General features: G+C 39.7%; 28 protein-coding genes and 1 tRNA gene. 24 read left to right on the forward strand and 5 right to left on the reverse strand.

The window, feature by feature from the left end; genetic code table 11:
* Window positions 1-53: 53 nt before the first annotated feature.
* Complete coding sequence (locus tag NQ518_RS00660) at window positions 54-2,345, reverse strand: NADP-dependent malic enzyme (protein WP_227961306.1); 2,292 nt, start codon at window positions 2,343-2,345, stop codon at window positions 54-56.
* 180 nt (window positions 2,346-2,525) lie between these two features.
* On the opposite strand from NQ518_RS00660, the gene NQ518_RS00665 reads away from it, so the two are divergent.
* From NQ518_RS00665 to NQ518_RS00675, 3 genes are all read left to right on the forward strand, one after another.
* The gene (locus NQ518_RS00665) at window positions 2,526-3,146 is read left to right on the forward strand and encodes a TetR/AcrR family transcriptional regulator (RefSeq protein ID WP_227961305.1); all 621 of its coding nucleotides are present in this window, start codon (window positions 2,526-2,528) and stop codon (window positions 3,144-3,146) included.
* A 638-nt stretch (window positions 3,147-3,784) separates the two neighbouring features.
* Window positions 3,785-3,859 (forward strand) — tRNA-Arg (locus NQ518_RS00670).
* A gap of 210 nt (window positions 3,860-4,069) precedes the next feature.
* Window positions 4,070-5,212, forward strand: a complete 1,143-nt coding sequence (locus NQ518_RS00675; protein WP_227961303.1) for a site-specific integrase — start codon at window positions 4,070-4,072, stop codon at window positions 5,210-5,212.
* 209 nt (window positions 5,213-5,421) lie between these two features.
* On the opposite strand, the gene NQ518_RS00680 is transcribed toward NQ518_RS00675, so the two are convergent.
* Window positions 5,422-5,901 (reverse strand): hypothetical protein, encoded by a 480-nt coding sequence (locus NQ518_RS00680; protein ID WP_227961301.1) that lies wholly within the window; start codon window positions 5,899-5,901, stop codon window positions 5,422-5,424.
* 378 nt (window positions 5,902-6,279) lie between these two features.
* The gene (locus NQ518_RS00685; RefSeq protein ID WP_227961299.1) at window positions 6,280-7,173 is read right to left on the reverse strand and encodes a winged helix-turn-helix transcriptional regulator; all 894 of its coding nucleotides are present in this window, start codon (window positions 7,171-7,173) and stop codon (window positions 6,280-6,282) included.
* 967 nt (window positions 7,174-8,140) lie between these two features.
* Here NQ518_RS00685 and NQ518_RS00690 point away from each other — a divergent pair.
* From NQ518_RS00690 to NQ518_RS00775, 18 genes are all read left to right on the forward strand, one after another.
* Complete coding sequence (locus tag NQ518_RS00690) at window positions 8,141-9,274, forward strand: hypothetical protein (RefSeq protein WP_227961298.1); 1,134 nt, start codon at window positions 8,141-8,143, stop codon at window positions 9,272-9,274.
* A gap of 241 nt (window positions 9,275-9,515) precedes the next feature.
* The gene (locus NQ518_RS00695) at window positions 9,516-9,731 is read left to right on the forward strand and encodes a hypothetical protein (protein ID WP_227961296.1); all 216 of its coding nucleotides are present in this window, start codon (window positions 9,516-9,518) and stop codon (window positions 9,729-9,731) included.
* 6 nt (window positions 9,732-9,737) lie between these two features.
* Window positions 9,738-10,064 (forward strand): hypothetical protein, encoded by a 327-nt coding sequence (locus NQ518_RS00700; RefSeq protein WP_227961294.1) that lies wholly within the window; start codon window positions 9,738-9,740, stop codon window positions 10,062-10,064.
* Window positions 10,054-10,233 carry a hypothetical protein gene (locus NQ518_RS00705; RefSeq protein ID WP_227961292.1) on the forward strand — a complete coding sequence of 60 codons (180 nt, stop codon included), beginning with the start codon at window positions 10,054-10,056 and terminating at the stop codon, window positions 10,231-10,233. The genes NQ518_RS00700 and NQ518_RS00705 overlap by 11 nt, the downstream gene beginning before the upstream one ends.
* Window positions 10,230-10,565: a hypothetical protein gene (locus NQ518_RS00710; RefSeq protein WP_227961291.1), complete on the forward strand. Its 336-nt coding sequence runs from the start codon at window positions 10,230-10,232 to the stop codon at window positions 10,563-10,565. Before NQ518_RS00705 ends, NQ518_RS00710 begins: the two co-directional genes overlap by 4 nt.
* A gap of 15 nt (window positions 10,566-10,580) precedes the next feature.
* The gene (locus tag NQ518_RS00715; protein ID WP_227961289.1) at window positions 10,581-12,545 is read left to right on the forward strand and encodes an AAA family ATPase; all 1,965 of its coding nucleotides are present in this window, start codon (window positions 10,581-10,583) and stop codon (window positions 12,543-12,545) included.
* A 55-nt stretch (window positions 12,546-12,600) separates the two neighbouring features.
* Window positions 12,601-13,557, forward strand: a complete 957-nt coding sequence (locus NQ518_RS00720) for a RecT family recombinase (RefSeq protein ID WP_227961287.1) — start codon at window positions 12,601-12,603, stop codon at window positions 13,555-13,557.
* Window positions 13,558-13,571: 14 nt separating this feature from the next.
* The gene (locus NQ518_RS00725) at window positions 13,572-14,339 is read left to right on the forward strand and encodes an MBL fold metallo-hydrolase (protein ID WP_260107747.1); all 768 of its coding nucleotides are present in this window, start codon (window positions 13,572-13,574) and stop codon (window positions 14,337-14,339) included.
* 78 nt (window positions 14,340-14,417) lie between these two features.
* Window positions 14,418-14,690 (forward strand): demethylase, encoded by a 273-nt coding sequence (locus NQ518_RS00730; protein ID WP_227961283.1) that lies wholly within the window; start codon window positions 14,418-14,420, stop codon window positions 14,688-14,690.
* A 103-nt stretch (window positions 14,691-14,793) separates the two neighbouring features.
* Entirely contained in the window at window positions 14,794-14,955 is a 162-nt protein-coding gene (locus tag NQ518_RS00735; protein ID WP_227961276.1) for a hypothetical protein, read from the forward strand.
* Window positions 14,942-15,226 carry a hypothetical protein gene (locus NQ518_RS00740; protein WP_227961274.1) on the forward strand — a complete coding sequence of 95 codons (285 nt, stop codon included), beginning with the start codon at window positions 14,942-14,944 and terminating at the stop codon, window positions 15,224-15,226. The genes NQ518_RS00735 and NQ518_RS00740 overlap by 14 nt, the downstream gene beginning before the upstream one ends.
* Window positions 15,227-15,253: 27 nt before the next feature.
* Window positions 15,254-15,508 carry a hypothetical protein gene (locus NQ518_RS00745; protein WP_227961272.1) on the forward strand — a complete coding sequence of 85 codons (255 nt, stop codon included), beginning with the start codon at window positions 15,254-15,256 and terminating at the stop codon, window positions 15,506-15,508.
* Window positions 15,509-15,512: 4 nt separating this feature from the next.
* Window positions 15,513-15,890 carry a hypothetical protein gene (locus NQ518_RS00750; RefSeq protein WP_227961270.1) on the forward strand — a complete coding sequence of 126 codons (378 nt, stop codon included), beginning with the start codon at window positions 15,513-15,515 and terminating at the stop codon, window positions 15,888-15,890.
* Window positions 15,891-15,934: 44 nt separating this feature from the next.
* Window positions 15,935-16,642, forward strand: a complete 708-nt coding sequence (locus NQ518_RS00755; RefSeq protein ID WP_227961268.1) for a hypothetical protein — start codon at window positions 15,935-15,937, stop codon at window positions 16,640-16,642.
* A gap of 192 nt (window positions 16,643-16,834) precedes the next feature.
* A complete protein-coding gene (locus NQ518_RS00760; RefSeq protein WP_227961267.1) occupies window positions 16,835-17,161 on the forward strand; it encodes a hypothetical protein in 327 nt (108 codons plus the stop codon).
* Between the two features lie 10 nt (window positions 17,162-17,171).
* Window positions 17,172-17,555 (forward strand): YopX family protein, encoded by a 384-nt coding sequence (locus tag NQ518_RS00765; protein WP_227961265.1) that lies wholly within the window; start codon window positions 17,172-17,174, stop codon window positions 17,553-17,555.
* Between the two features lie 23 nt (window positions 17,556-17,578).
* A complete protein-coding gene (locus tag NQ518_RS00770; protein WP_227961263.1) occupies window positions 17,579-17,938 on the forward strand; it encodes a hypothetical protein in 360 nt (119 codons plus the stop codon).
* Between the two features lie 347 nt (window positions 17,939-18,285).
* Entirely contained in the window at window positions 18,286-18,627 is a 342-nt protein-coding gene (locus NQ518_RS00775; protein ID WP_227961261.1) for a hypothetical protein, read from the forward strand.
* Window positions 18,628-18,828: 201 nt separating this feature from the next.
* Here NQ518_RS00775 and NQ518_RS00780 read toward each other — a convergent pair whose 3' ends face one another.
* Window positions 18,829-19,032 (reverse strand): hypothetical protein, encoded by a 204-nt coding sequence (locus NQ518_RS00780; RefSeq protein WP_227961260.1) that lies wholly within the window; start codon window positions 19,030-19,032, stop codon window positions 18,829-18,831.
* Between the two features lie 132 nt (window positions 19,033-19,164).
* Here NQ518_RS00780 and NQ518_RS00785 point away from each other — a divergent pair, with 132 nt between their 5' ends.
* Genes NQ518_RS00785 through NQ518_RS00795 form a run of 3 tightly spaced genes read left to right on the forward strand, consistent with a single transcriptional unit; the run spans window position 19,165 to window position 20,661 of the window.
* Window positions 19,165-19,725 (forward strand): hypothetical protein, encoded by a 561-nt coding sequence (locus NQ518_RS00785; protein ID WP_227961258.1) that lies wholly within the window; start codon window positions 19,165-19,167, stop codon window positions 19,723-19,725.
* Between the two features lie 40 nt (window positions 19,726-19,765).
* Window positions 19,766-20,113 (forward strand): hypothetical protein, encoded by a 348-nt coding sequence (locus NQ518_RS00790; protein ID WP_227961256.1) that lies wholly within the window; start codon window positions 19,766-19,768, stop codon window positions 20,111-20,113.
* Window positions 20,110-20,661, forward strand: coding sequence for a hypothetical protein (locus NQ518_RS00795; protein ID WP_227961254.1), 552 nt, complete (start codon window positions 20,110-20,112; stop codon window positions 20,659-20,661). Before NQ518_RS00790 ends, NQ518_RS00795 begins: the two co-directional genes overlap by 4 nt.
* Before the next feature lie 137 nt (window positions 20,662-20,798).
* On the opposite strand, the gene NQ518_RS00800 is transcribed toward NQ518_RS00795, so the two are convergent.
* Window positions 20,799-21,221, reverse strand: coding sequence for a hypothetical protein (locus tag NQ518_RS00800; RefSeq protein WP_227961252.1), 423 nt, complete (start codon window positions 21,219-21,221; stop codon window positions 20,799-20,801).
* Between the last annotated feature and the right edge of the window lie 93 nt (window positions 21,222-21,314).

Consider the following 21,314-nt stretch of genomic DNA (forward strand, 5'->3'; position numbering starts at 1 on the left):
GCAAATGCCAACAAACAGCATAAACTGCGTTGTTGGCACTTTTATAGTTGAATTTATTTTTTTGAATTCTTGATTTTCTCCACGTATGCATCGATGGCAGCTACGGCAGTGATGTTTACAATGTCGCGCACAGAACATTCAAAGTCGGTAAAATGGATTGGTTTTTTCAATCCCATTTGTATCGGACCAATGATTTCTGCATCCGAATTGAGGGCTTGCAGCAATTTATAACTGCCGTTAGCACTGCTCATGTTTGAGAAAATCAGCGTGTTGACGTTCTTACCCTTCAAGCGAGTGAATGGATATTTGTCGTCCCGTAATTTTTTGTCCATGGCAAAATTAACCTGCATTTCGCCATCTACAGCCAAGTCAGGGAACTCTTGTTGCATTTTTTCTACGGCCGCATGAACCTTTTGTGGACTTCCAATCGTGTCTGTTCCAAAGTTGGAATAGCTAATCATCGCCATGACTGGCTTGTCATTGAAGAATCTTACAGCGTCAGCACTGAGGCGCGCAATGTCATACAGCACATTCTCGTCTGGGTGCCTGTTAATCAAGGTGTCAGAGATGTAGTAGATGCCTTTTTTGGTATCAAGGATGTGCATGGTGGCAAAAGTTTTGTATCCAGGACGAATGCCTATCACTTCTTTGGCCACCTTGATGGTGTTCGAGTATTTTGTGTAGAGTCCTGTGATGAAGCCATCTGCATCACCATTTTCAACCATTGACATGCCAAAATAGTTGCGCTCGTACATCTTGTCGTACGCTTCTTCGAAGGTATACCCTTGTCGTTCAAGCTTTTCTGACAGGTGTTTAGCAAACTTCGCGCGCTTTCCTTGTTCCTTATCTGCGCGCATGTCTATGATTTTGATTCCCGTGAGGTCAAGTTTCAGTCTGTTAGCCAGTCGGTTAAGCCTGTCAGGGTTTCCCAACAGAATAGGAAAGCAAATGCCTTCTTGCTTCGCCTGCACGGCAGCTTTCATCATGGTGGGGTGGCCTCCTTCTGCGAACACAATGCGCTGCGGATGCCGAGCGGCTGTGGCATGCAGCGTTCTCGTAAACTTAGACTCCTGTCCGAGCAACTGCTTCAAATTCTCCTTGTACTTATCCCAGTTCTTGATAGGTGTCCTGGCCACACCACTCTCTACGGCTGCTTTGGCAACAGCCGCACTTACTGCTGTGATGAGGCGTGGGTCTATGGGCTTTGGAATGAAATACTTGGGACCAAAACTCAAGTCGTTGATGTGGTAAACTTCATTGACCACATCCGGAATGGGTTGTTTGGCCAGGTCGGCTATGGCATGTACGGCGGCCATCTTCATTTCCTCATTGATAGCCTTGGCATGTACATCCAGCGCACCACGGAAGATGTATGGGAAGCCGATAACATTATTAATCTGATTGGGGTAGTCGCTGCGACCGGTCGACATGATGACGTCTGGCCGACTGTCAAGGGCATCTTCGTAGCTAATTTCAGGCACGGGATTGGCCAATGCGAACACGATAGGATTGGAAGCCATCGAACGAATCATGTCTTTGGATAGAATATTGCCTCTTGACAAACCCACAAAGACGTCGGCATCCTTAAGGGCTTCCTCCAAAGTGTGTACGTCCTTCCGGTTGGTAGCGAATATCGCTTTTTCTGGGTTCAGGTCGGTACGGTCTGTTGTAATCACTCCGTGCGAATCCAGCATCAGGATATTTTCTTTCTTTACCCCCAAAGCTACATACAATTTGGTACAGCTGATGGCAGCGGCTCCTGCGCCATTGATAACCAATTTGGCTTTCTTAATGTCTTTGCCGGCAACCTCTAAAGCGTTCTTCAGACCCGCCGCTGATATGATGGCCGTGCCATGTTGGTCGTCGTGCATCACGGGGATGTCGAGATTTTTCTTCAGCCTTTCCTCTATGTAGAAACATTCCGGTGCTTTGATGTCTTCCAGATTGATGCCGCCAAACGACGGTGCAATCCTTTCAACGGTCTCACAAAACTTCACGGGGTCTTTCTCGTTTACCTCGATGTCGAATACGTCAATGCCGCCATATATCTTGAACAGCAAGCCTTTGCCTTCCATCACGGGCTTACCACTCATGGCACCAATGTCCCCCAAGCCCAGCACTGCCGTGCCGTTGGAGATCACTGCGACCAAGTTTCCCTTGTTGGTATATTTGTAAGCGTCATTTTCATTGTTCTGAATCTCAAGACACGGATAGGCCACGCCTGGTGAATAGGCCAAGCTCAGGTCTGTTTGTGTTCTGTATGGTTTGGTCGGTTTTACTTCAATTTTGCCGGGACGTTCCCCCTCATGGTAAGCAAGAGCTGCTTCTTTGGTAATTTTTAACATTGGATTATAGTACTAAATGGAGGGCGAAAAGGGCATGAATTTAATAAAAATCTACCCAGCTGTCTCTCCCAATGATTAAACGTTTTATTAGTTGATAACGGAACAAAGTTAAGAAAAAACCATTAAAGAATAACAAGTTTTTATGCTTTTTTGTATCTTTGCGCCGTTATGGTAAAAGGAATGAATAGAGTGATCGGTCAAACGCCTTATCGACAAGAGTTGCGTGAGCGTATATTGAAAGCAGACATGAGCGAATTTTTCGAGAAGGGCATCAGGGCGGTCAAGATGGATGACATAGCCAGGAGATTATCCATATCCAAGCGCACGGTGTACGAGATATACAGCAACAAGGAGGAACTGCTGCTGGAAGGCATGAAAGCTGCCGAGCAAGAATTTGATGAGCACATGAAGAATTTCAGTGAACAGGACAACCATCATGTCATGGATATATTGATTGAATTCTACAATTGCCAGGCCCATCGTTTGTCAGAGATTTCTCCGCTATATTTTGATGAAGTACAAAAGTACAAGCGTGTGCAAGCTTATCTTGAGAACAAGCATAAGAAACGAGATGAAGATGCGTATAACTTTATTGACAGAGGCGTAAAAGAGGGCTTCTTTAGGCCAGACACTAATTATCACATCGTTGTGGAAGTAGCGCGTGAAGCCGTACGTTTTGCCATGACCAGTCAACTGTATAAGGAACATGGCCTACAGATAGTCTTTCGTAACATCATTTTATTATTCATCCGTGGCATTTGCACGCTCAATGGATTAAAGATGCTCGAACGCATTGAATGACGAGTAGGAGAGGCCGTTGTCATTTCTCAATAAGGCGTTTCTCATGCCTGCTATAATGGCATTGAACCCTTTGGTAAGCAGGTGCTTGATGATGAATTTATCTTGACAACAGCCCGCTTATATTTCGCTTATTGATGAATCAACCTTCCATTGATTCGAAATACGGCCAAAATGAGAGTGATTTGTAGTTGGTTGATAATGAATGATTTGCAGTTATTGATAAGCATCTTTGCTCCTTCTGAAGTTCATCTCGGCCGCAAAAGCAATGCTCTATGCCTCCAATCTCCATGCTTTTGGCAGCTTAGATCATGAAGATTGACCGCCAATATGGTGCTAAGTCAGGCTATTTTTGCATCGTTTAAGCTGAAAATTCGGTTTTTCTAACCAAGATATGGCATGTTTGCATACCATCTGCCTATCGATTTTTTCTAGATCAGCAATTATTCATAACCGTTTTATTGTCATTTTATAGGACAAAAATAATGAACGAACTTTTTGAGTAGCAGCAGATTGAGAGTAGTGTGAGGTTCGCCATCAAATGACCAACTGTGTTTGTTAAAAAATGCTAACTTCTACTGAAACAAGCCGTTTCATCGCCTTACTCTCAATCAAAATGATTACTTTTGCAGTCGATTATCGGTTCCGTAGCTCAGTTGGATTAGAGCAACAGCCTTCTAAGCTGTGGGTCTTGGGTTCGAACCCCAACGGAATCACTTGAGAACAACAAAAAACAACGAAAACCAAATTCATAACTAATTGGTATTCAATGTTTTATCTGCTATTAGGATAGCGTAATATCACTTTACAAAAAAGGAGCAAAAAGGCACAAAAAGGAACATTTTGGTACATAATCCGTACCAAATTCGTACCACTGCTCGTACCATTTTGCTGTTTTGAGGTTGTAAAAATAATGATAAAGTGATATGAAAACAATACCAAGTACAAGAGTCGTTTTTAATAGACATAATACTGCATCAAGAACAAATACAGCAGCTGTCTACATTGAAGTATCTTACCAAGGAAAAAGAAATTTCTATAATACAGGAATAAAGGTTAAGATAAATCAGTTCAGAAATAATCGTATCTGCAACTGTGGACATCAGAAGGAATATAATGAGCGCATTGACACCATTCGCAACTCAATTGATGACTACATCAACTCTAAACTTGAGAACAGGGAGCCATTCGCGCTTGATGGTCTGAGAGAATACATGGAGAACAATGGGTGCGCATTGCAAAAGGATGCTTTCCTTACATTCATGTATCAACGTATTTATGAAAGACAAATATCGGAAGGTACACGAAAGGGACATCTGTCCGTATATAACATTCTAAAAAGGTGGGGAAAGATAAAGGAGTTCTCTGATGTTAATCAGCGAAACATTTTATTGTGGAATGATTTGTCAACGAAGAATGCTATTAAGACAAAGTCCATATACAACTATCACAAAGTGCTGAAAATCTACATCCGTGAGGCAAAGATCTTCGGATATATACAAAACAATCCTTACGATGTTCTACATTTTAAGAGATGTGAATGTACCGACCGTAAATACCTATCAATTGATGAGTTAAACAAATTTAAGTCCGTGGAGCTGAAAGAAATACCACTTATCAAAGCCAGGGATTGCTTCTTGTTCCAATGCTATACAGGTTTGGCATATACGGACATGGCTCATTTCAATTTTGAAGAAATGGCAAAGTTTGTGGACGGTGCCTATCGTGTCAAAGAGGAACGTGTCAAAACAGGGAACAAATATAACATCACGTTGCTTCCTCCTGCTATGGATATTCTAAAAAAATATGACTACAAATTACCAGTGCAATGTATGCAGGTATATAATAGAAATCTGCAAGCCATACAATATAGGGCTGGCATAGAAACAAGGTGTAGCAGCCACGTTGGGCGTCATACGTTTGCTGTCATCTGCCTGAATAACAACGTCCGTATCGAGGTGGTCAAAGAGTTCTTAGGACATAAGGACATAAAAACTACGGCTATTTACGCAAAAATTGTAGACAAGACGGTTAATAAGGCATTCGATAATCTAAAAAATGCTTTCTAATAATAAAGATTTTAGTGTAATCTGTTTTGTTGATTAACAAAACGCACTATCTTTGCAAATACAAAAGTGCCGACAAGGACTTTAATCGAATTGTTAGCACTCTAAAAGAAAATCGGTAGAGTTCCCGCCCTCTTGCTCTGCCGATTTCTTTTTTTTATGTAAAAAGTCCGTCCGAATAACACTCAAATACTTTTTTCATGAATTAGTGTTTAATCATGACTGACCCTCACTCTTATCCGCTTTCTCTTTGGTTTAATTACCATATCATCTTTATCATAAGATTTCTTTATCAAAATGCGGCTTGACCTGCTTTCTGCCTTTTTCTTGAGCAACATTTCTTTCTTCGCTCTTCGTTTTGATATTCTTTCTTCAGTCTTCTTTTTACGCTCTGCCTTTTCCTGATTAAGAAGTAATTGCTCCTGCACTTTTTTCATTGACTTTACGATGGTGTTCTGTACCTTTTCTATCACGAACTCCGCTGTTTCCTCCATTCTGATGAACACGGGAAAACAGGTTCTGCGATGCGTGTCATAAAACAAGGCATCATCCTCGCCTGTCATCTTAATGGCTATGCGGTGAACTGGCACCCACAGGTTGCAATGTCCCTCACCTTTACCATTCAATACATACTTGATATTGTTCTCTCGGAGAAACTGCATGACGGCAGTTAGCTTTTCTGAATTTTCCATGATTTGTATATTTATTAAGCTACATAGATGATTATTTCGTATTTTTATGCTTTTTAGGTTGTCGCTCCACCATTTTTTTTGCGCTTTCATGAAATACTTACATAGACACACAGATTTGTTTTCATGCATTGGTATCTCATCTTTTAAGATGATTTATTCCAATAGGGATTGTGAAAGAACTGTTGCAACATCCGTTTAAACATGTGTCAAAATCGGCATTTTTGTTTTTTTTTGCGGCAAATTTTATAATAAGAAAGTTTTTTTTTGATGTTTTCTCTATCTTTTTCTTTCTTTCTTTTTCTCTCTTATCTATATACTATAGAATATAGTAAGCCCTTTATATATAGTGTTCATTTGGAAAATGGCGCAAAAAAATAATTAATCATAAATTTCATGCAACTGATAATAATTATTTACCATGACTTTGAATTGAAGTTCTGTTTCTGAAAGGTGTGGCATCGTTTTCTTTATCTCTTCTACCATCTTTCGAGCAGACATCACGAATTTTGTGCAAACTCGTTTTGCATGATTCCAAATCACATATCTGAACCGCACTCCATCATCATTCAGCTTTGTATATGTCACTGGCACACACTTGGCGTAATAGGGCATTCTCGTTTTTTTATTGATGGCTTTGAATGAGTGTGGCTCACCTGCCTTGCATCGCTCTATCCGCATTTCTGTTCTCGAAAAGATACCTCTCTCTACAAGATCTTTCAATATCCTGTTTACCTTAATTCTGCTCAACCCAGTTTTCCTTGCTACGCTTTCCTGCGTGATAGTGCGAGTTCCACAAGATAGGTTGTCAATCTTTCGACCGCCCTCTGTTGACTTATACTCAGAATCATCATCGTATTCCTTGCGTACAAGTGCTTCCTCGATTAAACGAACTAATTTGGCAAGTGGTAAGGTGCGCCTGTCTTCTCTCTTTTCGGAAAGATAACACTGCGGTACCTCTATTGTGAAAACATCATCTGCGTAATACTTCGTCTTGTAATTCCTGCGTGGCTCATGTCCTACCTTGTCTTTACAAGATTTGGCAAACAAACGGTGTTTCTTGTCAGCAAAATGAAACAACTCCTCATCCTTACGCATATTAACTTCCAACTTCTTGGCAGTCGTAAAGCTAATATGATAAAACTGCATGAGGGTCTTCGTACTGAAATCGTATAATATAGAATTGGCAAAGGCGAACTTCATACCGAGCCATGCAGCAAGAACTTCTTTCTCGTCCTTACTGAATCTTCTACTGTCAGTCAGTCTTCTCGGCATGTTAAAACACCGCCTTTTCATTGTTATATGATATAATTAATGAGTTGTTATCTTTTAATATGTCTGCAAAAATAGAAAATAATCTAACACGAACAAAGATAATGCAACGAAAATATTAGAAAATAATATATATTAACAGAATGTCATCTCTAAACATAATTATATATAGGATAATCTTACCGCATAATAGTTATATAGTGTTAATATCAAAATTATTTCTTAGAAAATCATTGCTATAATTAGATTATCTATTATCTTTGCGCTCGTAATCTAATTACAAAGCGTTATTTGACTATTTGGCACAGTTAAGCTGAAAGGTGCTATGGGTAGCAGAAATGCCGTAACCTCATAGTGGACTGAATAGGCGGCTATTTATTTGAATTTTGAATTATATGCCAAAAGTCAGAAAATCCTCAATTATTTTATAGACTGATAAGAACATGAGCTTGGGGTTCGTGGTCGCTACGGCATAGAGCAATATAATCCTATACCTATATAATATTGAATATAGATATGGGATAAGGAGTATGCCGTTCAACTCGGCTCGTTGGTGGAGGTTGTGGTAATGAGTTGCGGGTTCGATTCCTGCTTCATAGCGGTCTATCAACACCAAGCTCACTCTGCACTGAAATATGGTGCTACAATCGAATTGGGAGTGGGTTCAAAAAAAATAATTCGAGCGGGCTGTACCGCTTTAAGCTGAGGGAAATTTTACCACTCGGTAAGTATCCTAACAATTTGTTATGCAAGTAGTTATAATAAACATAGTGTATAGCATACTAATTTGTGTGGTACATACAGCGAACTGGCAAACCATCCGAATCGGTTTGGAGTGTATAGCATACTAATTTGTGTGGTACATACAGCGCTTTCTTCACCAGTATCTTCCGACCGATTAGTGTATAGCATACTGATTTGTGTCGTAAATACAGTGAGCGCAATAAAAAAAATAAACATCTACTTAAATATGGTCATTACAAGAAAGATTGAAGTCTTTGTGTGCGAGGACGACAAAGACTTGCGTAGGTCGTACTACGATAAACTTTACGACAACAGAAATATAGCCGTTCAAGTTGCAAATATGGGTGTTTCACATTTATTTATATTGGATAATACTACTCCTTATCTATCAGAAGAAAATAGGGAAAATTTGGAATATCTCGGATGTAAGGGTCAGAAAGCAACCAAGCAAAATGCTCCATACGTTGCAGCAAGTGAGAAATTTAAAGGAAAGATAGATATGGGTATGGTATCAAGTATATTGCAGAACGCACAGAAAATGTACCAAGACGACCGCAAGCAAGGTATGTGGAAGCGCTCACTGCGCTCATACAAATCAAATATGCCGATACCATTTAAGGCGGATAGGTTTCTCAATCTTCGCTTTGCTGACTATCAAGACAAAGATGGTAAAACGCACAACGGATGTTTCTTCACTTTGATTGGTGTTCTGTTTCAGTGCAAGCTTGGTCGGGACAGGAGCGGTAATAGATTGATTGTAGAAAGAGTAATCAGTGGTGAGTATAAGATGTGTACATCATCTCTGAAATTCGACAAGAATAAGGTGTTTCTGCTCCTTTGCGTGGATATACCAAAACAAGAAGTCAAGGTTGATAAAAATAAGCAACTATTCGCTTTCTTGGGTGTTATGAATCCTATCGTATGCACTACCGATGTGAAAGCATACAAAGAGTGTGATAACGGTTTTAAGACATTTGAGATAGGCACTAAGGATGAGTTTAACTACAGAAGAAGGCAGATACAAGAAGCAGTTAAACGCTGTCAAATCAATAACAAATACTCTGCTGGTGGCAAAGGAAGAAAGAAGAAGTGTCAAGCCATAGACAGATGGCATGACAAGGAGAATAACTATGTGGACACCAAACTTCATACTTATTCTCGTATGCTGGTAGATTTAGCCATCAAGCACAGATGCGGTACTATCGTTTTGATGAACCAAATCCACAGAGAGGAAAAAGCGAAAGAGGATAATCAGAACGGAGAACCATTCGTGCTGCGTAATTGGTCTTACTACGGCCTGAAAGAGAAAATTGGTTACAAGTGTAAAATGTCGGGAATAACACTGAAAGTTGAAAAATAAAAAATGATATTCGGGGTGGCTGTACACCCTTAACACGAGGATTATTCACTCGTGAAATCACTTACAATTCTGTATATCAGACAGATACACGAAACATGGTGTTAATGCACTATAAATGTAGGTGATATACAGCTATCCACCGAAGGGGCTGCTGTAATGGCATCGGTGTTAATGCACTGTAAATGTAGGTGATAACAGCGTGATACATAGTAATAATATAATAATAAAAAATGTAAGTAATATGCAGCAATTAGATCAAAAGGTTGAAGGTAAGGACATGATGCAATTTATGGCAGACCTTCTTGAAAAGAATGAGAAACAAGAGATTGAAATTGAGAGAGGAAAGTTATCAGTTTCTATCCTCAAACAAATGAATAACTATTCTCGGCTAAAACTTGATGCGGAAAAATTTGAGTTGAAAAAAGCAGAAAGTGGTCTCCTTAATATAGGAGAATAAACAACTATGAAACTCAAAGACGAAGAAAAGCCATACTACCTTGTGGACTTTTGCCGAAAGAAAGACAACCAGCAGATAAAGGTAGTAGATACGGACGATGACGAGATTAAAGCATTCTTGTTTGGTATATTCTCAAACAAGAGAAAACCAACAGGAAAAGCAGAAGCTAAAGATGGTACACTAATTCGGGTTAGGTGTATTAACACAAAAGACTGCACAAGCCAAAAGGTCGCAAATCTACGAGTGTATAATATGTCACCTACGCAGGCTCGAATATATACCATTAAGTGCATGAAACATTATTTCCAAAACGAAACAGTAAATGATTTTTGATGAAACACAACTGCAAACTCTGGTTGCACGGCTTAGTAATGCCGCAGCAAACCATTGCCAACGAACAGCAAAGGCAAGAATCAGAGATATTGCAAAAATCTATGAAGAGCAAAATATTTGTTCTTATAAGGAAAAGTACAACGAATTGATAGAAAAATACGGATTATGAAACCTATATCATTTTACATCAACAAACAGGAAGAGGAAGGAAATCATATCGCTCTAAGTGGTTGGTATTTCCTTTGTGCGGCAAAAAACCTCGCTTTGTCGTTAGCAGACTTACTGCATCTCATTGTAAAAACTATTAAACGCTATCCAATTCATGCAATCACGGTAACAATTATCATTGCTGTCATCGTATGCTTTGTAAAAATTGGACAGGCGAGAATCGAACGTGATAATTACCAGCATGAGCTTTATATCACAAAGCAGAAGTTGCAACAGTATGAAATCACAAGTGGAAACATAAACAACAGGAAAGATGTAATCAAAAACAAATAACGGAGAACTAAAAATATGAACATTAAATTTAAAAAACTGGAAATTGAGAATTTCAAAGGGGTAAAATCATTGTCCTTCGACTTTGCTTCTGATATCACGAATATTCTCGGAGCCAACCATACGGGTAAAACAACCACTGCAGACGCTATTATGTGGGTGCTATTCGGAAAAAACAGCGATGGGCAAGCGGTGTTCGGAATTGATCCGAAAGATGAAAACAATAATGTGATTAACAATTTGGAGAATATTGTTACGCTGACTGTTTCTGCTGACAACAGGAAACTCGTGCTAAGAAAAGTGCGTAAAGAAATATGGAGTAAACCGAAAGGACAGTTTGAGGATGCACTAACAGGACATACCACAGAGTGTTTCATCAATGGTAACAAATACACAATCAAGGATTACCAGGCGGAGGTGAACGCTTTGTGCAACGAGGCTCTATTTCGCGCCATCACTAACCCCGCATATTTCCCAAGCCTGAAGGCGGAAGAACAGCGCGCCTTGCTCATAAAAATGGTGGGAGATATGTCTCTCTCTGAAATAGCAAAACAAAAAGATGAGTTTAAGCGATTGGTTGATGAGTTGGTTGGGCAGGATTTGAAGGAGTACCGTAGCCACCTCTCATATCAGATAAAAGGTATAAAGACCGAAATAGAGAGTATCCCAAACAAGATTACCGAAAATCAACAAATCTTGCAGGGTCTATCTGATGAGGTGTCTGATTTCGCAGCTATTCGTAAAAGACTGAACGAAATTGATGAGGATATAAAAAAGTATGATGACCAGTTGCAGGACGCATCGGCTAAACTCTCGCAAGACTACGAAAAAAAAGCTGCGCAACGACAACTCGTTAATTCCCTGAAAGATAAACAACAGGAGATTGTTAATAAAATCGAAAGTGAAAACCGAGCAAAGCGTGCAGAACATGAGAATGCACTGAACGCCATACAGCAAAAGCTGAAAAACACGGAATATTCGCGCGACATGAAAGCTGACGCATTGCGCATGAAGAAGCAAGAACTACAACAGATAGAATTGCGTGCCGATGAATTTCGTAAAAAATGGGAAGAGGTAGAGAGTAAAGCATTCGTATGGAATGAAGACCAAGAAATATGCCCGAATTGTGGACAGCGACTGTCGTCTGAAAACATTGAGGAGTTGAAAGAGAAAGCGCATGAGCAGTGGACAGTTAGGCACATGGCTGAGCAGGATAGGTTGGATGTGGAGGCGAAGGCACTGAAAGATACAAAACAGCGAATCGAAGCGGAGCTGAACGAACTGCAAACGAAAATTGACATGCTAACCACAGAGGTCTCTTCCGTGCAGGGTCAGGAAAACGAACTGAAGGCTTACAAGGTGGAACAGGTGGACTACCATGATAATGATGATTGGAAACACCTGTCGCTACAAATCGAACAGCAGGAAGCAAAACTTAATGATATTTGTAAGGATGGAGAATCTTCTACCACACAGATGATTAAGGATAAAAAACAAGAGTTGATACGGCAACGTGATGAACTCAACCTATCGCTTTCAAAAGAAAAGCTCATAGCAGAGAGGGAAGAACGCATTGAACAGCTTACCATGCAGATGAAGCAACTTAATCAGCAACTGACGGATTTGGAACGCAAGGATTATACGGCTGCTAATCTTGAATTGGCTTCTATTCAAAACTTGGAGGAAAGGGTTAATAAACTCTTTATGCTCATCAAGTTCAAGATGTTTGAAACGTTACTCAACGGCTCAACAAAGCCTACATGTGTGCTGACTATGCACGGTGTGCCGTATAACGATTTATCCAACAGCGAGAAAATCAATGCTGGCATTGACCTAATTCGAGCAATGAATACTTACAACGACATGTATGCGCCCATCATCATTGATAATGCAGAGAGTTGCAACGACATTCTTCCTACTTCCTGTCAGCAAATTCGTCTTGTGGTAAGTCGTGATGAGCAATTGACGGTCGTAAAAGAATAACAATGGTCAACAAATGACATAACACAAATTTTTCATACATAAAACAACAAATAAAATGACAACAGAAAACAAAACACAATCGGTGGCTACACAGCCTCTTTCACAAAACCAAACAGCCCTTGCACGCACAGTGGATAATATCTCTCAACAGGTACTGCAACGGGTGTCTACTATGCAAAAAGCAGGTGAAATTGTATTACCAAAAGGATATGAAGCAGGGAATGCGCTTAAGTCGGCATGGCTTTACCTCCAAAACGTACAAACAAGGGATAAGCAGAAAGCTATTGACACTTGCACGAAAGAAAGCATAGCTAACTGCTTGTTAGACATGGTAGTGCGTGGAGAACACCCTATGCAACATTGCTACTTCATTCCTACGGGTAATCAGCTTTCTTTTTGGGAAAGATACACAGGCAAGCTGATGCGAGCAAAGCGAGACACAGACATTGTGTCTGTCAATGCGCAGGTGGTATATGAAGAGGATAATTTCGTGTACACGGTGGACGACCGTGGTGTTCTGCAGCTTGTAAAACACGAAACCTCTATGGCAAACATGGATAATGCCAAAATAGTGGGTGCATACGCAGTTGTTGTGTATAAAAACGGCTCAACTCGCCTTGAAGTAATGACTATGGATATGATACGCAAGGCATGGGGACAGGGTGCCGCTCGTGGAAATAGTGGGGCGCACTTGAATTTTACAGACCAAATGGCAAAGAAAACGGTTATCGCAAGGGCTTGCAAGATAGAACTTGATAGCACCGAAGATGGGCATACCGATGATGAGGCTTTTATGGCTCAACCCAAAGGTGATGTGGAACGAGATATCGTAAACAGTACTTCTGACAACGTAGAACAAACAAAAAAGATAGCTACTGAACATCAAGATGACTTTGAGGATTCAGCTTCTTACGAGGAAATAAAGGAAGCCCCACAAAGTGAGAATAAAGGTGCAAATGATTTGTTTGAGAATACGCAGAATGCACAAGGCTCTCGCAAATGTCCAATCTAAAGAGTAGTAAGTCTATGAAACTGACGGTCGTGGGTAGTGGCTCTAACGGCAATTGCTACGTTTTACAAAATGAAGAAGAGGCTCTCATTATTGAAGCTGGATTGCCTTTCGATAAAAAGGTAAAAGAGGCTCTTCATTGGAATGTGGAAAAGATAGTAGCTGTTATCGTGAGCCATGCGCATGGCGACCATGCTGCTTATGCCTACCAATACGCTGAGTTAGGCATTACGGTCAGAGCTTCAGAAGACACGATTGAAAAGAGGCATCTCAACAAAACTTTTGCCAAGCCATACAAAGAAGGTGTGTGGTTTCGAGAAGGTGGATTTGAGGTGCTTCCTTTTCCTCTTATCCATTACAACACGGACGGAACACGATGTCCTAATTGCGGCTTCTTAATCAAGCATGAGGACTGTGGGCGCATCTGTTTCTTTACCGACTGCTCCGCTTTCGCTCGTGATGTAATGACGGAAGACGGCATAAAATACATCAACTATGATTTCAAGGATATAAACCTTTGGATGATAGAAGCGAATTATGACAATTACATCTTGTATAGAAGTCATTTAGATGAACGGTTAAAAGACCGTATCAAGCGTAGCCACATGTCCTTGCAGAACGCTATCAAAATAGCAAAACGGATAGACCTTCATCTTACCACATACATCTTGCTTATCCATTTGTCTGACGGCAATGGCGATGAGCGAAAGTTCGTGCGTGAGATGCGCAAGGCAACAGGAAAACGTGTACAGGCTGCGCATTATGGGTTGGAGATAAAGTTATAAAAGAATGATTGAAAAATATATAAAAACGGATAAAAAAAATGAAGCGTTGAACTTAAAATAAATATAAATAAGATCGTTATGGCAAGTATTGTAAAAAACGAAAAAGGATTCAAAGTTATTAAAATTGATAGTCATGAACTTCAACAAGCAGTTGGAAGTCCAGGGATATGCGACAATTGCTTGGAGATGCCAGAAGAAGGCTATTATATAGCTGTAATAAATAGATGGTTTTGCCCCGTGTGTTATCATGAATGGATTAAACATATGACTTACTATAAAGAGGATAAACCCATTGAAGAAAGAAATTATCAGTATATAACAGAGCAATTGGAGAACATTAAAAACAGGTAAGACAATGAAAGCAAACAAATATAGTTTTACGGAGCAGGACATAGAAGACATTGATGAATTTTGTATGAAACTGATGGGAGTCGTGTAAGATAATTGTATAGGAATGAAACTAACAATACTAACAGCCTCTTTGGCGCTTGTTTTATCCGATATTTCTAAGATAGTAGAACAAGTTGGTATCAATAAGTACCAATTCCTAAAAAGTCTGTTGTCTGACACGATGCAAGTTATGTCTGTAGATTTGGATGGTAATGAAAAAAAATAAATACGAAATAAAAATGAAAATAAACGGAATAGAAATTACAAAGCAGGACGAAAAAGACTCCAAAAAATTATATACGGCATTGGTGGACACTATGAAAGACAATAGTGAAAACATGAAACTAATAGTAATTGCAAGTTCATTAGTGAATTTCTTGTCAGCCGTGTCTGGGACAATGGAGCCATACGGTATCGGTAAAGATAAATTCATTGATTTCGTGATGAATAATGCCAAACGTCTTAATAAATTGAAAGAACAGAAAAGGGATAAGTAAGATAAAACAACATACAAAAGAAAAACAATGGAAACAAACAATAAGGAACTCACGAAGCAAGAGTACAAAGACTTTAATAAATTTTATTTGAGTTTGATGAGGGCTATAGATGATAATGACTTTGTAATGCGACTACCAGTATTTATAACTTCATTAGCGTATTTTTTGTCAGAAATGTCTGAGATAGCAGCGAGATACGGTATCAATAAGGACGGTTTTATTGACAGCTTGGCGACAGCCACTAAGCATGTTAATGAGTTGAAAGATAGAAAAAACAAGTAAAGCTATGGAAACAAACAAAATAAGCAACGGCTGCAAAAGCCAAAACGACAATGAAATGCAAAGTACGGGTTTTGACATTAATGCAAAGGACTTTACAGAAAGAGGAAAGCTCGTCTTTTCTCCATACAAAACCACGGATGAGAAAGTGGAAATAGAAATTACTGACAATGCCATTAATATTCAAGCAGGAAAGGTGAGTGTAAAAATGTCACGACACAGCACACAAGATGTCAATCTTGTCAATCAACAGGTGACGCTAAAGCAAGATCCGTATGAGGAAGTTGCCCGAAAGTTTTATATTAAAGAATGTGATTTAGACGCAAGCCCAAACAGTCAACCACTAAGAAAGGATGGGAAGTTAGATAACATAAATGACTATTAACTCGTAAACTTGTTAACTACTAACTCGTAAACTAACAAACAGCAATGCAAAACAATAAAATCAAGAACGAGACCGAGTTGTTAGAAATGTTTACAGCAGGAGATGGCGTTAGAGCATTTACGTATGTTCCATTTCTCCATCCTGTCTACAATGAAGTTTGGGCAACAGAAGGTCATGTAATAATCAGAATTAGCCCAGACAGGCTTAACAAACACTACGAGCCTGTCAAGAGATGTGAAGAACTAAAACTACCAAAAGTATTAAGACCATGCCATTTATCTTGTACATATAAGGCTATCAGACAGGCGTTGGATGCATGTCCGTTGGTAGATGAATTGGTAACAGAAGGAAACGAGGAAGAATGCAAGGAGTGTGGTGGTACTGGTGAGGTAGAATGGGAATATACAGATGATAACTTACATACGCATTACCACGATTTCGATTGTCCGATGTGTGGTGGCGATGGCGTGATAACACACAAGAAGGAAACATACACAGGCAGGAAAGTTCACGACGAAAATGCTGTCGTAAAGATTGGGAATTCATTTTTTAGATGGTATTATCTTGACATCGTGGCAAAGGCTTTGGCGCATATCGGAGCTGACGTAATAAGCATTACGGCAAGCGACCCTTGTGGTATGATTGAGTTTGTATTCGACAATATCAAGATTGGGCTGGCGGACCTTAATTGTAAGGAAGGAAAAGGATGCGATGCAGAAGTTGAATTAAATAAAAATGGAGATAAAGTATGAACAGTCGTGTTTTTTGACAAAGTCGCTTTGATACGACGATTGCAACAAGAATCCTTCAAGACTCGAAGCAAAACTGTACTTGAGCAGTGTAAGGTTGTAGAGAAAGAAGTAGATGTAGAGATAAAGCGTGTAAATGCTATTCTTGGAAATCAACCAATTGAAAAAAGTTTATTTAGATAAATAGTTATAGCAATGAAAAAGAAATACAGACTATTGGTAGATGAAACTATCACGGTAAGTGGCAGAACTTTGTACAGAATAGAAGCCTTGCGAGATTTCGAATATGTGAAGAAAGGCGACAAAGGCGGATATGTTGAGAGCGAGGACAACCTATCACACGTTGGTAATTGTTGGGTATTTGGCAAAGCTTGTGTATCTGACAACGCTTTGGTACGTGACGACGCTTTGGTATATGACGATGCTCGTGTATCTGGCACCGCTCGTGTATTAGGTAACGTTTGCGTATTAGGTAACGCTAAAATAAGCAATGGGATAATAACGAATGTTGGACAAGAATAATATAACAATAATGGCAAAACGAGAGATACTGTTTCGTGGGAAAGTTAAAGGGACAGGAGAATGGGTTTACGGAAATCTTATACACAGAGTAGATGAAATCCATGTTCAAGAATCAAATGAATTATATATATCTGATTATATATGCGAATTTGATGCAGTTTGTTTAGAATACGAGGTAGATTCTGACACAGTAGGTCAGTACACAGGGCTGAAAGACAAGAAAGGAAAGAAGATTTTTGAGGGAGATATTCTCAATGTAGATTTCTTGGACGGAACTCGAACTGTGTCGTACTGTAAGGACGGATTTGTATGTGAAGCGGCAAACGTGATAAGCTATGATTTGCATAATGTCTATAAAGACTGCTGCGTTATCGGCAACATACACGAAAACTAATTACTTATTAAAACGGAATAACAATGACGAAAGAACAATACAACATCCTCGCAGCAGAACTGAAAAGGCGAGGCTACAAGAAGTACAACAACGGTCACGCTAACGAGAATTACGGATGGTTCAAATCTCCGATACCTCGTAAGCATGATTGGAATAATTCACCATACCAGATTGAATTTGCTGTATGGGACTATACGGATTACAAAAAGAGTAGAAATATCGAAGGATTCCCTGACTATGGAATAACCGTAGCAATATTAGTTAGCACGGATAAGATAGATAGAGTAGATTTAGACTTGTCATACGAAAACCAATCAATTGATGAAATAGAAAAGATAGCAGCATCATTCTACGAGTGGTGCGAGAATAATTTTAATAAGTGAATTAAAACAAAATGACATGAAAAGAAAAGAACTTGAAAAGAGGTATAATAACCTTGCAAACATTAAGTGTTACGATGGTCGTGACGAAATTCATGGCTATGTGTGAGAAGTATGCCACCAGGAAGTGTTTACCACCTGTGCAGACAAAGGTGTAACGCCATTTTGTATAAGTTGCGAGTGCGGTGGTACAATGACTCACTTGAAAACATATCGGAAAGATACGTTTCCAAAAGACTTCAAGGTATTTGAGTTTCGCAGACCTTCTTTCAAGAAAATGCTAAAAGGTGGTGAAAGTATGATACAACACGTTTTGAATGGTGGTCTGGTTTTAGATAAAAATAAATAATATGAAAGCAAAAGTTATTAAAACAGGAAAAATTGTAGACGTTATTAGTATTATTGATAGACTATCCGGATGTTTTATAAGCTATCTGGATAGTGAAAATAGGAAAGAATATTCAAGATTTGAATTAGATTTCAATGTTGGCGCACAAATGAAAGGTGTACAAATAAATAACGAAACCGTCAAGCCTATTGACTGGGAGCAACGCCGATACGAGATTGCAAGAGACATAATGGTAGCGTCATTCGACCAACCAATGTCTGGTGCAAGCGTTGCATCACATGTCCATAATTGCATACTGTGGGCAGACGACCTTATCAAGGAACTAAAAAAGGAAAGCAAATGAAAAACATCATGTTTATTACGAAGAAGAAAATCAGAAAGGAAATCTACAGACGATACAATGACAGCTCTGTGGAAATAATCGAGATGGCATATAAGTGGGTTTCAGATGCTCCATTTTGGCAATGGAACACCCGATTATGGTGTGTTTGCAATGTGATTTGGGCAAATACGGACGCTTTAAACCGAGCCTATGATTTTATCTCTAAGGGCGTTCTATCAAAAGGGTTACGGCCAGAACAGGATAGCGAGCTTCTTGTCCGAATGGTTGATGCTCAAATGAAGTAGAGATAATTTGTTTTATTATCCAGCCTTTATCGTTAATATCCTTTGTGATACTATCAAGGTTGAGATAATACTGGTCAACTGCCTGAAAGCGCTTTGCAATAGTAATTACTTTCTGTTGCATAAGTTTGTAAATTTAAAAATTAGACACCCCAAAGATAGTAAATAATTCAGGATAGGCGCACCACTTACAAGATAATTTAGAAATTAGACACTTTTATTTATCGGTGCGTCCTGTCCTTTTAACTATAATCAAATGAAGAAAATAATGTTTAACGACAAGTTCCTCCTCACCCAAGCGGTGCTGGGCGGAACGAAGACAATGACAAGGCGTGTCATAAAAAAGGAAATACCCATCGGTAATTGGCAGAAAACGGAAAAGATGCTGCGATACAAGGCTGGAGAAGTGGTAGCTATTGCGCAACGTTACTCTGATATAGGGTCTGCGAGCTTCGATGAATGGGAGCGTGAAACAGATTGGTTTAAGAAAGGTTTTCCCAATAAGATGTTTGTCCGTGCCGACCTTATGCCACATCACGTCAAGATTACCGATGTAAGAATAGAACGTTTGCAGGACATAACAAACGAAGATTGCTTGAAAGAGGGCATCAGAAAAGCGACAATCGGATATTATGTTGAGGGGCTGATGGTAAGGGATTGGGAAAAGGAAGCACACAGAGAAACGAGAAGCGGTAATATAAAATTATTTCCAACACCGAAATTAGCCTACGCTGCGCTCATCAATAATATCTGCGGCAAAGGCACTTGGGAGCGCAACCCATGGGTGGAGGCATACACGTTTGAAAGGGTAGATTAAATATAGAGAAATTGTATAAACAAAATAAAATAATTAGACAATGACAAACAACGATATGCCAATTTGCATGGCAGAGGAATATTGGGAAAACTCACAGTTCTCAATAGCAAGATATTATGGTCAGATACATATTAACGGAGATGTGTACTTCATCGTTAATAAGGACGGTATTGACGTATTCGCATTGTCAGCTATGGCTGCAAAGAGTGGTAAGGAAAACGCGATTGACCCGGGCGAGCCGTGCGACCTCGTTAGAATTGATTTCGTTAAATTTTACAAGGAGCTAAAGCGTGAAAAGTTTATCGCCATTCTGAAAGAGTATCCTCATGCAAGCGCAAAGGAACTGAAAACAATAATGAAAGAAAAGACTAAGAACAAACAACAATGAACCAACTGAAATTAAAGGACATACCATCCGATTTACTGGCAAAGATAGATGAACAATTCAATCAACATCCATCAGTTAGGCAAATGCGTATACAGCAGAACGAGTTGATGCGAAAAAGAATGTTTCAAGCAGCCATGCGCCTCGGGGAAAAAATAGAAATCCTACACACTCGCACGATAGACGAATATCTGAAAGCTGCCGAAAACGAGGCTTCCGACACGACACTACAAAGCATCGGAATGAGTAAAGAGGATGAAGAATACATGCGGGCGGCAGAAATTGCATTGTTCATGGCGTGCGATGTCATTAACTGTTGTCTTATTGACATGAATGACACGTTGCATAGATACGACAAAACACTCAACTATGAGCGGTTCAACGACATGAGGCAGCTCATTGATATGGTCAAGGCAAAACTGAACTACTTACGCAAAAATTCATCTTACCTGCAAAACGAAAAGTGGGGTGACCTATGCGACAATGCCTATAAAATGCTCATGAGCAAGGCAAAAAGGATGATACAGGAGGAAAGAAAGAAAAAAATCTAAAAAATGAGATTTTCTTTCAATGAATACCAACAAGCAAAATCAACAGTCGTTACCTGCTATTCTCTTTGATTTGCTCGCACACCCATGCGGATATATTTGCAGGGTTTGCTTTTTGCAGCAGCTGTTCTGTTTCTGCATCAAACAAATATCTTATGCGCTATCTTAGTCACTTTCAAAATGACTAAGATAACCAGCACAGCCGCCACGCCCATTGCCCAGCCGCCCATGTCAATTTTCCACCGCTCCCACTTTGTAAGCTGTTTTTCCACAGGGTAAGACACACGAATGCTGTCAAGCTGCATAACAGTGTCCGCCTTGATATGGTAAACGTTTCTAAATCTTTCCCTCCACTGCGTCTTGGTCAGAAACACCGTGTCGCCCTTTGCCGCCATGAACACGCTATCCCTGAAGTACACGCTATCCAAACGTTGCACCGTGTCCACCCTCGTTTTATATAAGGTGTGATACTCTGGCACAGGCACAAACTTAACGGTCTTGCAGCCAGTCAGCGAAAGCAGCGTTAAAACCATTACAAGTAAGTAATTCTTCTTTCCTCTCATATTGTCTGTTTTTATTATTTACGCAAAAGCGGCAATCTCAATAATGTGGGACTGCCGCTGAACATCTCGATTTCGAGGGGTTTAAGCTGTGGC

Source organism: Hoylesella buccalis ATCC 35310, from assembly GCF_025151385.1.
Classification (GTDB): Bacteria; Bacteroidota; Bacteroidia; order Bacteroidales; family Bacteroidaceae; genus Prevotella; species Prevotella buccalis.